General features: G+C 67.3%; 13 protein-coding genes. 11 read left to right on the top strand and 2 right to left on the bottom strand.

The genetic code is table 11. From position 1 onward, the window contains the following. Nucleotides 1–29: 29 nt before the first annotated feature. Both paaI and paaG read right to left on the bottom strand, forming a co-directional pair. Nucleotides 30–479: a hydroxyphenylacetyl-CoA thioesterase PaaI gene (paaI, locus tag ACFFJ7_RS13185; RefSeq protein ID WP_377592880.1), complete on the bottom strand. Its 450-nt coding sequence runs from the start codon at nucleotides 477–479 to the stop codon at nucleotides 30–32. Further along, nucleotides 476–1,270: a 2-(1,2-epoxy-1,2-dihydrophenyl)acetyl-CoA isomerase PaaG gene (paaG, locus tag ACFFJ7_RS13180; protein ID WP_377592878.1), complete on the bottom strand. Its 795-nt coding sequence runs from the start codon at nucleotides 1,268–1,270 to the stop codon at nucleotides 476–478. Before paaG ends, paaI begins: the two co-directional genes overlap by 4 nt. 130 nt (nucleotides 1,271–1,400) lie before the next feature. On the opposite strand from paaG, the gene paaN reads away from it, so the two are divergent. The 11 genes from paaN (at nucleotide 1,401) to ACFFJ7_RS13125 (ending at nucleotide 14,274) form a co-directional block, all read left to right on the top strand. Further along, nucleotides 1,401–3,053 (top strand): phenylacetic acid degradation protein PaaN, encoded by a 1,653-nt coding sequence (gene paaN / locus ACFFJ7_RS13175; RefSeq protein WP_377592876.1) that lies wholly within the window; start codon nucleotides 1,401–1,403, stop codon nucleotides 3,051–3,053. 205 nt (nucleotides 3,054–3,258) lie between these two features. Next, nucleotides 3,259–4,368, top strand: coding sequence for an ABC transporter substrate-binding protein (locus ACFFJ7_RS13170; RefSeq protein ID WP_377592874.1), 1,110 nt, complete (start codon nucleotides 3,259–3,261; stop codon nucleotides 4,366–4,368). Nucleotides 4,369–4,471: 103 nt separating this feature from the next. Further along, nucleotides 4,472–5,344 (top strand): branched-chain amino acid ABC transporter permease, encoded by an 873-nt coding sequence (locus ACFFJ7_RS13165; RefSeq protein WP_377592873.1) that lies wholly within the window; start codon nucleotides 4,472–4,474, stop codon nucleotides 5,342–5,344. 2 nt (nucleotides 5,345–5,346) lie between these two features. Continuing rightward, entirely contained in the window at nucleotides 5,347–6,303 is a 957-nt protein-coding gene (locus tag ACFFJ7_RS13160; protein WP_208394139.1) for a branched-chain amino acid ABC transporter permease, read from the top strand. Beyond that, nucleotides 6,300–7,085 carry an ABC transporter ATP-binding protein gene (locus ACFFJ7_RS13155; RefSeq protein ID WP_377592872.1) on the top strand — a complete coding sequence of 262 codons (786 nt, stop codon included), beginning with the start codon at nucleotides 6,300–6,302 and terminating at the stop codon, nucleotides 7,083–7,085. Before ACFFJ7_RS13160 ends, ACFFJ7_RS13155 begins: the two co-directional genes overlap by 4 nt. Continuing rightward, entirely contained in the window at nucleotides 7,072–7,773 is a 702-nt protein-coding gene (locus ACFFJ7_RS13150; protein ID WP_166950483.1) for an ABC transporter ATP-binding protein, read from the top strand. Before ACFFJ7_RS13155 ends, ACFFJ7_RS13150 begins: the two co-directional genes overlap by 14 nt. Before the next feature lie 5 nt (nucleotides 7,774–7,778). After that, nucleotides 7,779–9,731 (top strand): 3-hydroxyacyl-CoA dehydrogenase NAD-binding domain-containing protein, encoded by a 1,953-nt coding sequence (locus ACFFJ7_RS13145; RefSeq protein WP_377592871.1) that lies wholly within the window; start codon nucleotides 7,779–7,781, stop codon nucleotides 9,729–9,731. 179 nt (nucleotides 9,732–9,910) lie between these two features. Beyond that, complete coding sequence (locus ACFFJ7_RS13140) at nucleotides 9,911–10,972, top strand: toxic anion resistance protein (protein ID WP_166950487.1); 1,062 nt, start codon at nucleotides 9,911–9,913, stop codon at nucleotides 10,970–10,972. A 10-nt stretch (nucleotides 10,973–10,982) separates the two neighbouring features. After that, entirely contained in the window at nucleotides 10,983–12,548 is a 1,566-nt protein-coding gene (locus ACFFJ7_RS13135; RefSeq protein ID WP_377592870.1) for a substrate-binding domain-containing protein, read from the top strand. Continuing rightward, on the top strand, nucleotides 12,548–13,165 hold the full coding sequence (locus tag ACFFJ7_RS13130; RefSeq protein WP_377592869.1) for a 5-bromo-4-chloroindolyl phosphate hydrolysis family protein: 618 nt from the start codon (nucleotides 12,548–12,550) through the stop codon (nucleotides 13,163–13,165). The genes ACFFJ7_RS13135 and ACFFJ7_RS13130 overlap by 1 nt, the downstream gene beginning before the upstream one ends. Continuing rightward, nucleotides 13,162–14,274 (top strand): hypothetical protein, encoded by a 1,113-nt coding sequence (locus ACFFJ7_RS13125; protein WP_377592868.1) that lies wholly within the window; start codon nucleotides 13,162–13,164, stop codon nucleotides 14,272–14,274. Before ACFFJ7_RS13130 ends, ACFFJ7_RS13125 begins: the two co-directional genes overlap by 4 nt. Nucleotides 14,275–14,317 lie beyond the last annotated feature (43 nt).

The raw sequence follows: 14,317 nt of genomic DNA, 5'->3' as shown, positions 1-14,317 counted from the left end.
TTCCTCCCAGAAGGTTGTATGGTTTTATATCAGGCGCGGTCCGGCAGGTGCGTGCCCTTGACGATGCGAGAATGGCCGCGCAATTCGGCGATGTGGTCGCCGGCTTCGTTGGTGACGCGCACGTCGTAAATGCCGCCGCGGCCACGGCGCGATATCTCCCGCGCAACGGCGATCAGGCGGTCGCCGACGAAGGCGGGTGATATATAGGTGATCGACGCCTGCTGGCCGACGGTGCGCTGGTTATAGCCGTTGCAGGCAAAGGCGAAGGCGCTGTCGGCGAGGGTGAAGATGTAGCCGCCGTGGCAGGTGGTGTGGCCGTTGATCATGTGTTCGGTCACGGTCATGCTCAGGGTCGCTTCGCCGGGCGCGACATGGTCCAGCCGCATGCCGAGCCGCCGGCTGGCGGCGTCGCCGTCCCACATCGTCCGGGCGCAGGCTTCGGCCAGTTCCTGTGAGCTGAGGTTGCTGACGTCCGTCATTGGCCGCGAAACTCCGGCGTGCGCTTTTCCAGAAAGGCGGTCACGCCCTCGCTATAGTCGGCGGTGCGGCCGGCCTCGCGCTGGCAGTCGCGCTCCAGATCGAGCTGGGCGTCGAACGATTGCGTGCCCGCGGCCTGAATGAGGCGCTTGGTGAGGCCGAGGCCGATGGTGGGGCCCGCCGCGAGCCGGGCGGCCAGTGCTTCGGCCTCTCCCATCAGCTCGGCGTCGGGCACGGCCTTCCAGATCAGGCCCCAGGCGGCGGCGGTGGCGGCGTCGAGCGGCTCGGCTGTCAGCGCCAGCGCCTTGGCGCGCGGCTCGCCCAGAATCCGCGTCAGGCTCCAGCTTCCGCCGGCGTCCGGGATGAGGCCGATCCGGGAGAACGCCTGGATGAAACGGGCCGATTCGGCCGCCAGCACAATGTCGCAGGTGAGAGCGATATTCGCGCCGGCGCCGGCGGCGACGCCGTTGACCGCGCAGATTACCGGCTTTTCAAGGGCGCGAATCAGCCGCAACGTCGGATTATAGAACGTCTCCAGCGTATGGCCGAGATCGGGCGCGGGCCCGCCCTTTCGGGGATCGCGGTCGCCCAGGTCCTGTCCGGCGCTGAAGCCGCGGCCCGCGCCCGTCAGCAGGACCGCCCGCACCTCGGGCTCGTCGTGAGCGCGCCGGAACGCGGCACGCAAAGCCAGGTGCATTTCTTCATTAAAGGAATTAAGTTTTTCCGGGCGGTTCAGCGTCACCCGAAGAACGCCGTTCTCCCGCGCCACCAGCACGGTGTCGGAATGCCCCATGTCATCCTCCCAATAACAGGCGCGGCCTTTTCGCCACGCTTCGGCAACCTTGAAAGGTACCGTTAAAAAATCAGTTGCATAAACCGACCGGCCGGTCAATGATAATCCAAAAATCGGGGAGGACACCGGCATGGAAAGTTTGTTCGACCGCCATAGCGGTCTGCTGCAGGATGCGCTGAAAGCCAACGAGACGCGCGGATTCTGGTCGCCGTTTCCGGAAGTTCCCAGCGGGAAAATTTATGGCGAGACCGCCCGCGCCGATGCCGGGGCGGACTTCAACGCGCTTCTCGGGAGGCCTTTCGTCCTGCCCGGCCATCCGGAGAGCCGCCGCATCGGCGCCGAGGTATCTCCCTGGGGGCCGGAACTCGGCATCGGTTACCCGGCGGCCGATTCCGCCGCGCTGCTGGCGGCATCCGCATCCGCGGCGGCGGAATGGGCCGCGTCGGCGCCCGAGACACGGGTCGGCATCTGCCTCGAAATCCTGACCCGGCTGAACCGCGCGAGCTTCCTGTTGGGGAACGCGGTCATGCACACCACCGGCCAGGCCTTCCCGATGGCCTTTCAGGCGGGCGGGCCGCATGCGCAGGACCGGGGGCTGGAGGCCGTGGCGGTGGCTTATGCCGAGATGACGCGGGCGCCACGCGAGGCGCTGTGGGAGAAGCCGCAGGGCAAGGCCGCGCCGATCGTGCTGGAAAAGCACTGGCGCGTGGTGCCGCGCGGCATCGCGCTGGTGATCGGCTGCAACACCTTCCCGACCTGGAACTCCTATCCCGGCCTTTTCGCCAGCCTTGCAACGGGCAATACCGTCATCGTCAAGCCGCATCCGGCGGCGGTGCTGCCGCTGGCGCTGACCGTGAGGGCGGCGCGCGAGGTGCTGGCCGAGGCCGGCTTCGACCCTAACGTGCTGCTGCTCGCCGCCGACGAAGCCGGGGCCGAAGTCACAGCCGGTCTGGTACGCGCGCCCGAGGTCGCCATCATCGACTTTACCGGCTCGAACGCCTTCGGCGACTGGATTAGGGCCAACGCGGGCGAAGCGCTGGTGTTCACGGAGGAGGCCGGCGTCAACTCGATCGTCGTCGCCGCGACCGGGGACTTCGCCGGCATGTGCGCCAACATCGCCTTCTCGCTGTCGCTCTACAGCGGACAGATGTGCACGGCGCCGCAGGACATCTTCGTGCCGGCGGACGGAATCGAGACCGACGAGGGCCGCAAGAGCCTCGATGAGGTCGCCGCCGGCATCGCCGCGGCGGTCGACGCCCTGCTCGCCGATCCGGCGCGCGCCGTGGCCGTCTGCGGCGCCATCGCCAACCCGGCCACGCTGGACCGTGTCGCGGCCGCGAGACACCTCGGCCGCATCGTGCGCGACAGCGCGCCGCTGCCGGAAGGGCGCAGCGCCACGCCGCTCATCCTCGCCGTCGACGCTGCCGAAACCTCGGCACACGAGGAGGAACGCTTCGGGCCGATCTCCTTCATCGTCGCGGTGCGGGACGCGGAGGCGGGCATTGCCGTAGCGGCGGAACTGGCCCGGCGCAAGGGCGCGATCACAGCCGCGCTCTACGACACCGACGAGGGGCGCATCGCGCGCGCCGCCGACGAGTTCGCGCGGGCGGGGGCGAACCTTTCCGTCAATCTCACGGGCGGCATCTACGTGAACCAGAGTGCGGCCTTCAGCGACTATCACGTCACGGGTGCGAATCCGGCGGGCAACGCCAGCCTGACCGATGCCGCCTTCATTGCCGGGCGCTTCCGTCTCGCCATGTGGCGGCGCCCCAAGGCGGCCTGAGACAGGCCGCACGATCAACGGCCCTGCAACGGCCGAACATTTCAAGCAACTCTCTGGGAGGAGAAACATGAAATTCATGAATACGATAGAGAAAGATTCATCCAGGCTGAATCGGAAATCCTCTATATCAGGTTGTTTTTGCATCAGGTTTTTCCGGAAAACGATATCCGGTTTTCGGCTTGATGCACTGGCTCTCGGCGCGCTCATGGCCTCCGGCTTTGCCGGGACTTCCGCGCTCGCCGACATCCGGATCGGCGCAACGGTTTCCGAGACGGGGCCGGCGGCCTTTCTCGGCGATCCGGAAGCCAGAACGCTGCGGCTGCTGGTGGAAAAGATCAACGCGGCCGGCGGCGTGAACGGCGAGCAGCTCAAGCTCTTCCTTTACGACGACGGCGGCGATCCGAACAAGGCGCGCACCTTCGCCACCCGCCTTGTCGAGGACGACGAGGTGCAGGCGATCATCGGCGGCACCACCACCGGCACGTCGATGTCCATCATCCCGATTGCCGAGGAGGCCGAGATCCCCTTCATCTCGCTCGCCGGCGCCATCGAGATCATCGACCCCGTGAAGGAATGGGTGTTCAAGACACCACACACCGACCGCATGGCCTGCGAGAAGATTTTCGCGGACATGAAGAAGCAAGGCTACACGAAGATCGGCCTGATCTCGGGCACCGACGGCTTCGGCGCCTCGATGCGCAAGCAGTGCCTCGATGTGGTGGGCGGCTACGGCATCGAGGTCGTCGGCGACGAAAGCTACGGCCCGCAGGACGCCGACATGACGCCGCAGCTCACGAACCTTAAGGGCAAGCCCGGCATCCAGGCCATCCTGAACCCCGGTTTCGGCCAGGGACCGTCGATCGTGACCCGCAACTACGCCCAGCTCGGCATCAGGCTGCCGCTCTACCAGTCGCACGGCGTGGCCTCGGACGGCTTCATCGCACTCGCGGGCAAGGATGCGGCGGAGGGCGTGCGCCTGCCGGGCACCGCGCTGCTGGTCGCGGGTCTGCTGCCGGACGGCGATCCGCAAAAGCCCGTGGTGACGGCCTATATCGAGGACTACAAGGGAAGCCACGGCACGGCGCCGACGACCTTCGGCGGCTATGCGCATGACGCGCTGCGCATCTACGTGGACGCGGTGAAGCGGGCGGGATCGGCGGAGCCTGCGGCGGTGCGCGACGCCATCGAGGCGACATCCGGCCTCGTCGGGACGACGGGCGTCGTTACCTATTCGCCGAAGGATCACCTCGGGCTCGATCTTTCGGCCTTCCGCCTGCTGGAAATCCGCAACGGCGGCTGGGCGCTGGCCGAGTAACCTGACCGTAAGCGCCCGTGGCCGGCCGGACGACGCATCGCCCGGCCGGCCACGGGAAGCTCCGCTCCTCCCAGAGTCCCCGCATCCCGTCGGAGATACGGCCATGCCCGAACTCATGCAATTCCTTCTGTCCGGTGTCACGGTCGGCGCGGTCTACGCGCTGGTCGCGCTCGGCTTCACGATCATCTACAACGCTTCCGACGTGGTGAACTTCGCCCAGGGCGAGTTCGTCATGCTCGGCGGAATGGTCACTGTTTTCGCGCATCATGCGGGCCTGCCGCTGCCGCTCGCGGCGCTGATCGCCATTCTGTCCACGGCGGGCATCGGCGTTGCGCTGAACAAGCTCGCGATCGAGCCGGCGCGCGGCGCGCCGGTCGTGTCGCTGATCATCATCACCATCGGCGCCTCGATCTTCATCCGGGGCGTGACGCAGCTCGTCTTCGACAAGCAGCTCCACCGCTTTCCGGCCTTTTCGGGCGACGAGCCGATCCGTGTGCTGGGAGCGACGATCCTGCCGCAGAGCCTGTGGGTGATCGCCGGCGCGGTCGCGGTTTTCGTCGGGCTGTGGCTGTTCTTCACCAGAACGCTGATCGGCCGCGCGGTGCTGGCGACATCGAACAACAGGCTCGCGGCGCGGCTCGTCGGTATCAATACCGGCTGGGTGATGACCCTTTCGTTCGCGCTCTCGGCGGGCATCGGTGCGTTCGCGGGCGTGCTGGTGACGCCGATCACGCTGGTCTCCTACGATGTCGGCATCGCGCTAGCGCTCAAGGGATTCGCGGCCGCCATGCTGGGCGGCATGGGCAACCCGAAGGGGGCGCTCGTGGGCGGCATCCTGCTCGGCCTTCTGGAGGCGCTGACGGCCGGCTACGTCAGCTCGCAATACAAGGACGCGGCGGCCTTCGTCGTGATTCTCGCCGTGCTCTTCGCGATGCCGCAGGGTCTCTTCGGCAAGAAATCGACGGATCGGGTGTGACCATGCGGCTTTCCGAAAAACAGTGGACGCTCCTCATCCTGGCCGCGCTGATCGCGCTGTCGCCGTTCTTCTTTCCGTCAAGCTATTATTATCGTGTCGGCTCGCTGATCTTCGTCAACGGCCTTGCGGTGACGGGCATCGTCATCCTGACGGGTTATGCGGGGCAGATCAGCCTGGGGCACGCGGGCTTTGCCGGCATCGGCGCCTATGCCTGCGCGCTAGCGCCCGCGCACCTCGGCCTGCATCCCGCACTGGCGCTGGTGCTGGGGGCGGCTATCTCCGGGGTGCTGGCCTTTCTCGTCGGGCGGCCGATCTTGCGGCTGAAGGGCTATTACCTAGCGGTGGCGAGCCTCGGCCTCGGCATCCTCGTGGCGATGGCGCTCGCCAACGAATCCTGGATCACCGGCGGACCGGACGGGATCAAGGTGGCTGACCTCGGCCTGCGGGCCGTGCTGAAAAGCCAGGGGCTGGACCTGTCGAACACCGAGTTCTGGTACGCCTTCACCGGCCTCGCCCTGCTCATCGGCGCGTGGCTGGCGCTCAACCTGCACGACAGCCCGACCGGCCGGGCGCTGCGCGCGCTCCACGGCTCCGAGATCGCGGCGCGGACGGTGGGGATCGACGTGGCACGGGCGAAGCTCGCGGCCTTCGTGATATCGGCCGTCTACGCCTCGGTATCGGGCTCGCTGCTCGCCCTGCAGAACAGGTTCATCACGCCGGATGTCGCCGGCTACATGCATTCGATCGAGATGGTCACCATGGCCGTGCTCGGCGGCGCGGGCTCGGTGCTGGGGGCGATCTTCGGCGCCGGAATCCTGACGATGCTGCCGCAGGTGCTGACAGTCTTCGCGGAGTACGAACAGCTCATGCTCGGCCTCGTGATGATGCTGGTGATGATCTTCATGCGTCAGGGCCTGCTGCCGTCGGTGCTGCGCCTGATCCGGGGGAGGGGCGAATGACGGTGCTGCTGGAAATCGAGGGGCTCGGCATCAGTTTCGGCGGCTTGCGCGCCGTCAACGACGTGAGCTTTCGCGTCAACCCCGGCGAAATCGTCTCGGTCATCGGGCCGAACGGAGCGGGCAAGACGACGTTGTTCAACATGATCTCGGGGATCTACAAGCCCGGCGCGGGCCGGGTGCGGCTGATGGGCGAGGACGTGACCGGTATCTCGCCGCATCTGCTGGCACGGCGCGGCATGTCGCGCACCTTCCAGAACCTGCAGATATTCCAGTCCATGACCGTGCTGGAGAATGCCGTCGCGGGCTATCACCTGCAGGAAAGCGGGTCGGTGATGGCCGATCTTTTGGGCCTGCCCGCATCGCGCCGGCGGGCGGCTGCGGCCCGCGAGGGCGCGCGCCAGCTGCTGGAGCGCGTGGATCTTGCCCGCGCGGCCGAGATGGAGGCGGGCAGCCTTTCCTACGGCGCACTCAAGCGGCTGGAGATCGCCCGCGCGCTGGCACTGAACCCGAAGGTTCTGCTGCTCGACGAACCGGCCGCCGGCTGCAACGCCGTCGAAACCGAGGAAATCGATCACCTGATCGCCGAGGTCGCGGCGTCGGGCGTCGCCATCCTGCTGGTGGAGCATGACATGAAGATGGTGATGCGCATCTCCCGGCATATCGTGGTGCTCGACCACGGCGAGAAGATCGCGGAGGGCGACCCGGCCACGGTCAGCCGCAATCCCAAGGTCATCGAGGCCTATCTCGGCACGCAGGCGGAGGACGCCCATGCTCACGGTTGAGGGACTGCGCTCGCGCTACGGGCGCATCGAGGTGCTGCACGGCATCGATCTGCATGTCGATTCCGGCGAGATCGTCACGGTCGTGGGCGCGAACGGGGCGGGCAAGACGACGCTGTTGCGCTGCCTCTCCGGGGTGCAGCCGGTCGCCGGCGGCAGCATCACCTTTCGCGGCGAGGCGCTGACGCCGGTTCCCGCTCACAGGCGCCTGAGCCGCGGCCTCGCCCAGTCGCCGGAAGGGCGGCAGATATTCACCAATCTGACGGTGGAGGAAAACCTGCGCCTCGGCGCCTTCCTCTACAGCGACGGCAGGGTGGAGAAGGACATGGAGGATGCCTTCGGCATGTTTCCTGTCCTGAAACAGAAGCGCAACCTGGCCGCCGGCGGGCTCTCGGGCGGCCAGCAGCAGATGCTGGCCATCGCCCGCGCGCTGATGGGGCGCCCCTCCTGCCTGCTGTTGGACGAGCCGTCGATGGGCCTCGCCCCCATCCTCGTGCAGCAGATTTTCGACGTGGTAAAGGGCCTCAAGGCGCTCGACGTGACGGTTCTGCTGGTCGAACAGAACGCCTTCGGCGCGCTGAAGATCGCCGACCGGGGATATGTGATGGAAACCGGCCGCATCACCATGGAGGGAACGTCCGAGGCACTGATCGCCGATCCGCGCATCCGCGAAGCCTACCTGGGGATTTAATCGATATGCCAATCGTCAGCATCGCCCGCGAGGGCGACATCGCCGTCGTCACCATCGACAACCCGCCCGTCAATGCCTTGTCGCAGGCGCTGCGGCAGGCACTTCTGGAGGCAGCGGAAACGCTCGATGCCGATCCCGACGTGCGCGCGGCGGTGCTCCTCTGCGCCGGGCGTACTTTCATCGCCGGCGCGGACGTGACCGAGTTCGGCAAGCCGCCGCAGCCGCCGCATCTGCCCGATGTGATCGCGCGGATCGAGGCGGCGGCGAAGCCATGGGTGGCGGCGATCCACGGTTCGGCGCTGGGCGGGGGCCTCGAAGTGGCGCTCGGCTGCCGGTTCCGTGTCGCCGTGGCGGATGCCAGCGTCGGCCTGCCGGAAGTCACGCTCGGCATCGTGCCCGGCGCGGGCGGCACCGTACGCACCCCGCGTCTTGCAGGCGCCGTGGCGGCCGTGGAACTGGCGACGACCGGCAAGCCTGTCCGCGCGCCGAAGGCACGGGATATCGGTCTCGTCGATGCGGTGGTGCGGGGTGACCTGCGTGCGGCCGCCATCGCCTTCGCGCGCGAAGCGCTCGGCAAGCCGCTGCCCGGGCCGGCCTCCCGCCGCGCCGTGGAGGTGCCCGATCCGGCCTTCTGGACCGGGCAGGAAGCGGCGATCGCCAAACGCGCGCGCGGCGAGATCGCGCCGCTGAAGGCGCTGGCCTGCGTGCGCCATGCCGTCGAGGCGCCATTCGACGACGCCATGGTTTTCGAACGCGAGACCTTCCTTGCGCTGCGCGGCTCCGCGCAGGCCGCCGCCTTGCGTTATGTCTTCTTCGCCGAACGCGCGGCGCCGCGTCCGGCGCATCTTGCCGGCGTCGCGCCGCTGCCGGTCCGGCGCGCCGGCGTTATCGGCGGCGGCACCATGGGGGCGGGGATCGCCGCCGCGCTGCGCGACGCGGGTCTGCCCGTGACGCTGATCGAGCGCGACGAGGAGGCGGTCGCACGTGGCCTCGCCACCGTCGGTGCCATTTTCGAGGGCGCCGTGAAGCGTGGCCGGCTGACCGACGCCCAGGCCGCCGACCGCATGGCGGGCATTTCCGGGACGGCTGACCATGCCGCGTTGGCCGATGTCGACCTGGTGATCGAGGCGGTGTTCGAAGAGATCGGCGTGAAGCGCGCGGTGTTCGCGCAGCTCGCCACCACCTGCCGCCCGGATGCGGTGCTGGCCACGAACACCTCCTACCTCGACCCGCGCGCCATTGCTGTGGGCTTGCCGAACCCCGGCCGCTTCATCGGGCTGCATTTCTTCAGTCCCGCCAATATCATGAAATTGCTGGAGATCGTGCCGGTGCCGGAGACCGCGCCGGAGACACTCGCCACCGGCTTCGCGCTGGCGCGCAGCCTCGGGAAGGTTCCGGTCCAGGCGGGCATCTGCGAGGGCTTCATCGGCAACCGCATCCTGAAGCGCTACCGTGCGGGGGCCGAGGCGCTGGTCCGCCGCGGCGTCGCCATCGCGGCGATCGATGCGGCGATGCGCGACTTCGGCTTCGCCATGGGGCCGTTCGAGGCGCAGGATCTCGGTGGGCTCGACATCGCCTTCCTGCAGCGGGAAGGAGCGCGCGCCGCCGGGCGGGACACGCCGGAGACGCTGGGTGACATCCTCGTGCGCGCGGGCCGCAAGGGGCAGAAGACGGGCGGCGGCTGGTACGACTACGCGCCCGGCGAGCGCAAGCCGCTGCCGTCAGTGACGGTCGCCGAACTCATCGCCCCCGCCGTCGCGGGCGGCGAGACGCTGCCGCGCGCGGCGATCGCCGACTATCTGGTGGCGGAAATGGCGGCCGAAGGTGCGGCGATCCTGGCGGAAGGCATAGCGCGGCGGCCCGAGGACATCGACCTCGTGGAAATACACGGCTACGGTTTCCCGCGCTGGCGGGGCGGCCCGATGCATCTGCGCGGCGCCGTGGGGACGCAGCGGTGAAGCATGCCTCTTGCCGACCGGAAAAGGCGAGATGATTCGACGCATCCGGCAGGCCGTCGGAACTGCTCTTCCGCCGGCCTGCCGGTGATGCCGCAAAATGGGACTTGCAACAAAACTGTCACATTAACCGGTCACAACGAGAGCGGCCGGTTCCCCGCTCATCAGACAGGATTTGTGTCATGTCGCTATCCAGCAGTTCCCAGACCCGGACGGAGGGGCTTCCCGTTCTCGCGACCGATCCGGCCGAGGTGGCCCGCATCGCGGCCTCGATCGACATCGGCGATCGTGCGGCCGTCGCCACTTACGGCGATGGCGCCCAGCGCGACGTCACCCGCTACGTCGACAACATTCTCTCCCAGATCCAGTCCAAGGACATCGGGGAGGCGGGCACGCTGCTTAGTGAAATCCTGCTTAAGTCGAAGGATCTCGATCCTTCCTCCATCAACCAGAGGGGCTTCCTGTCGCGCCTCTTCAGCTCCGCCGAGCGGGAGATCGAGAAATTCTCTATCCGCTTTCAGGACGTCGCCAGCCAGATCGACCGTATCGGCCTGCAGCTCGACAAGCACAAGGACGTGCTCACGCAGGACATTGCCCTGTTCGACGACCTCTACGAGCGCACGCTGACGTCTCTGCGCGGCCTTGAAGCTCATATCGAGGCGGGCAAGTCGTTCGCCGAGAGCTACAGGGCGTCCACCCTGCCGGGATTGCAGCAGGAGGCGACGGACTCGGGCGATGCCATCGCGGCGCAGCGATACCGGGACGCGCTGCAGGCCCTCGACCGGCTGGAGAAGCGCGTCTATTATCTGCAGCAGGCGCGCCAGATCGCGCTGCAGCAGCTGCCGCAGATCCGCATCATCCAGTCCGGCGACCAGACGCTGATCGAAAACCTGCAGGCGACGACGACGCTGACCGTGCCGGCGTGGAAGCAGAAGATGGTCATCCTGCTCGGCCTCCACCGCCAGCGCAAAGCCCTGGAACTGCAGGAGGCCGTCACCGACGCGACCAACACCATGATCCAGCAGGCCGCCGAGATGATGAAGGATCAGGCCATCGCCATCGAGAAACAGTCCCAGAAGGGCATCGTCAGCATCGACGCGCTCCAGAAGGCCAATCAGGATCTCGTCGACACCATCCAGTCGGTCATCAGGATACAGCAGGACGGGCGGCAGCAGCGCGCCGAGGCGGAAAAACAGCTTGAGCACATGACGGACGACCTGAAGAAGGCTCTCACGTCAGCCTGAGGAAACGGCCATGCGCAAATTTATCGCGGCTTTCCTGTGCCTGCTGGCGCTGGCTGCATGTTCGGACAGCACCCCGCCGGAAACGTTCGCCGTCGTCGCCGGTTCGGAAAACCGGGATCTCGAACCCATCGTTCAGGAGTTCTGCACGAAGCAGGGGCATGCCTGCTCCGTCACATATCTGGGGTCGCTCGACATCGGCCTTTCGCTCGCGGATGCGGAACCGAAATATGACGCGGTATGGCCGGCGGCCAGCATCTGGATCAGCATATTCGATCAGGAGCGCAAGGTCCGCCATCTGGCCTCCATCGCCCAGAACCCGGTCGTCCTCGGCGTGCGCGAATCCCTCGCGCGCGATCTCGGCTGGATCGGCCGGGATGTCTCGATGGCCGACATCGTCGCCGCCATCAGGAACGGCAAGCTCGGCTATCTGATGACGTCCGCCACACAGTCCAACTCCGGGGCTAGCGCCTACCTCGCCATGCTCTCCGCCGCCGTCAGCCACGGCGACACGATCAGGCGGCAGGACCTCGACGACCCTGCCGTCACGGAGACGGTGAGGACACTGCTGCGGGGCATCCGGCGCTCCGCCGGCTCGTCGGGATGGCTCGCCGATCTCTATCTCGCCTCCGCGCGGCAGGGTGTCCGCTACGACGGCATGTGGAATTACGAGGTCACCATCCGCGACGTCAACAACCAGCTCCGGACCGAGGGCAAGGAACTGCTCTACGCGATCTACCCGACGGAAGGCGTCGCCGTCGCGGACTCGCCGCTCGGCTTCGTCGACCGGAAGGGGGGGCAGGAGACGGAGGCGTTCTTCCTGAAGCTCCAGGCGCACCTGACCTCGCCGGAAGTTCAGAAACGCATCGCGGAATCGGGGCGCAGGCTTCCGTTCGGCTCAGCCTCCACCGCCACGCCGCGGGCGGAGCCGGAGTGGAACTTCAATCCGGAAAAGCTGATCTCGACGATCCGGATGCCCGAGCCCGGCGTCATCAGGCAGGCGCTCGACCTTTACCAGGGCGCGTTGCGCCGGCCGTCGATCACGGTCATGTGCCTCGACTACTCGGGCTCGATGCAGGGCGACGGGGAGCAGCAACTGCGCGAGGCCATGAGCTTCCTGCTGACGCCGGAGCAGACGAAACGGCATCTCGTGCAGTGGTCGCCGCAGGACCGCATCGTCATCATTCCGTTCGACGGCTCGCCGCGCGCCGAATACCAGTCGACGGGCGCGGAGGCCGAGCAGGGCGCCATGCTCACCGCCGTCAACACGCAGGTCGCGGGTGGCGGAACGGACATCTACGCCTGCGCCACCCGGGCGTTGCAGCGCATCGACGATCTCAACAGGAACGAGGAATACCTGCCGGCCATCGTGATCATGTCCGACGGGAAAAGCCAGGGCGGTGCCCAGGCCTTCCGGCGGGCGTGGGACGCCAGCACGAAGCCGCCGGTGTTCGGGATCACCTTCGCCGATGCGAACGAGCAGCAGCTCAAGGAACTCGCCGACGAGACCGGCGGCCGCGTCTTCGACGGGCGGCGAGACCTGATCGACGCCTTCCGGTCGATGCGGGGGTATAATTGATGGCCGCACCTTCCCCGAACGACTGGCGATGGGTCGTGGGAGGCATCGTCGGCGCACTGAGCGTGCCCGTTCTCACGCTCGCCGCGGGCGTGCCGCTGATCGTGTCGTCGGTCATAGCTGCGCTGCTCTTCCTCGGCGTCTCGCTGCTGCTTTCGCCGAGGCGGCTGTTCGAGGGCCTGTCCTTCAAGGGCGTGAGCAAGGGGCAGCTCGAATTCGCCGCCGACCTGATCAAGGAGGGGGACGCGCATGTGCGCAGGCTGCGCGTGCTGGCGCGGGACATGCCCGGCAACGACATGAGGGCGCGGCTCTCCCATCTCGCCGAAACGGGTGCGCGGATCCTGTCGCTGATCGAGAAAAGCCCGGGGAAGGCGCCGTCCGTGGGGCGCTTCGTCAGCTACTATCTGCCGCAGACCGTGCGCATCGCGGAGGGATACCTCATGGTCCACGGGCAGGAGCGGCCGGACCCCGACCGGCTGAACGAACTGTCGGGCGTCGTGGACAGGCTTGACAGGGTCTTCGACCAGTACGCGGGCACGCTCGTGGAAAGCGAGCTGTCGACGCTGGACGTGCAGCTTCGCCTGATAGATGCCTCACTCAAGCAGGACATCAAGGAATGACACTATCGCGTCGCGCTCTCGGGGGCGCCCTGATCGGCGCCGGAATCGTCGGAACCGGCGCCTATGTGGCGCTGCGGGACAACCCGCTCCTGCGCGGACTCACGGGCAACGCCACCGAACTCAGGGGCTTCGTCGGCGGCGAGAAGCAGCCGTATCTCGCCAACCCGCAGGTCGTCGATCTGCTCAGGCGGCACGGCATCGTTCTGCACAGCACCATCGCGGGCTCGGTCGAGATGGTGCGGCAGCGCTCCCTCATCGACCAGCGGCCGGATTTCCTGTGGCCGTCGTCGTCGGTGATGACGGAAATGGCGAAGATGAGCGGCCTGTCCATCGTGAGGGACCAGACGATCCTCAACACGCCGATCGTGATCTATTCCTGGAGCGGCGTCGTCGAGGGCCTCGTCGGCGCGGGGCTCGTCACGCGCACGGCGGACGGGCATTACGAGGTCGACACGGGCCGGCTGATCGGGGCCATCGCCTCCCGCTCCCGCTGGCAGGATGTCGGCGTGCCGTCCCTCTATGGCGCGATCCGCATTTCCTCGACGGATCCGAACCGGTCGAACTCGGGCTTCATGTTCGCGGGCCTCATGCTCAGCGCGCTGACGGGCTCGGTGCCCGACGCAGGCGATCTCGACAAGCATTTCGCGACCGTCAGGACCGTCTTCGAGCAGATGGGCTTCAAGTCGCCGAGTTCGGGAAAGCTCTTCGACCAGTACATCGCCGGCGGTCCCGGCAGCGAACCGATGATCGTCGGCTACGAGAACCAGCTCGTGGAATGGGCGCAGGCCGACCGGACGCGGTGGGAGCGCATCCAGGCGGGCAAGGGGGCAAGGCCGCTCCTCATCTACCCGCGCCCGACCGTCTATTCCTCGCATCCGCTGCTCGCCCTCACCGGTGAGGCGACGGCGCTGATAGACGCGCTGCTCACGCCCGAGCTTCAGGCCATCGCCTGGACGAACCACGGTTTCCGTGGCCCCCTCGGCGAGCAGACCGCCTCGGCCCCGCCCGGGCTCGCCGAGCTTCTCATTCCCGAGGTCAGCGCCACCCTGCCTTTGCCGGGAGCGCCCGTGATGCTCGACCTCATCCAGCGTCTCGATGCCGGAACCTGAGTCCGCACCATCGCCATAACCCTTGCCATAATCCTTGCCATAA

Origin of the sequence: Pseudochelatococcus lubricantis (assembly GCF_042432495.1) — a bacterium.
Taxonomy (GTDB): domain Bacteria; phylum Pseudomonadota; class Alphaproteobacteria; order Rhizobiales; family Beijerinckiaceae; genus Pseudochelatococcus; species Pseudochelatococcus lubricantis.
Note: the sequence above shows the minus strand (reverse complement) of the source record. Positions and strands in the feature narration are given on the sequence as shown.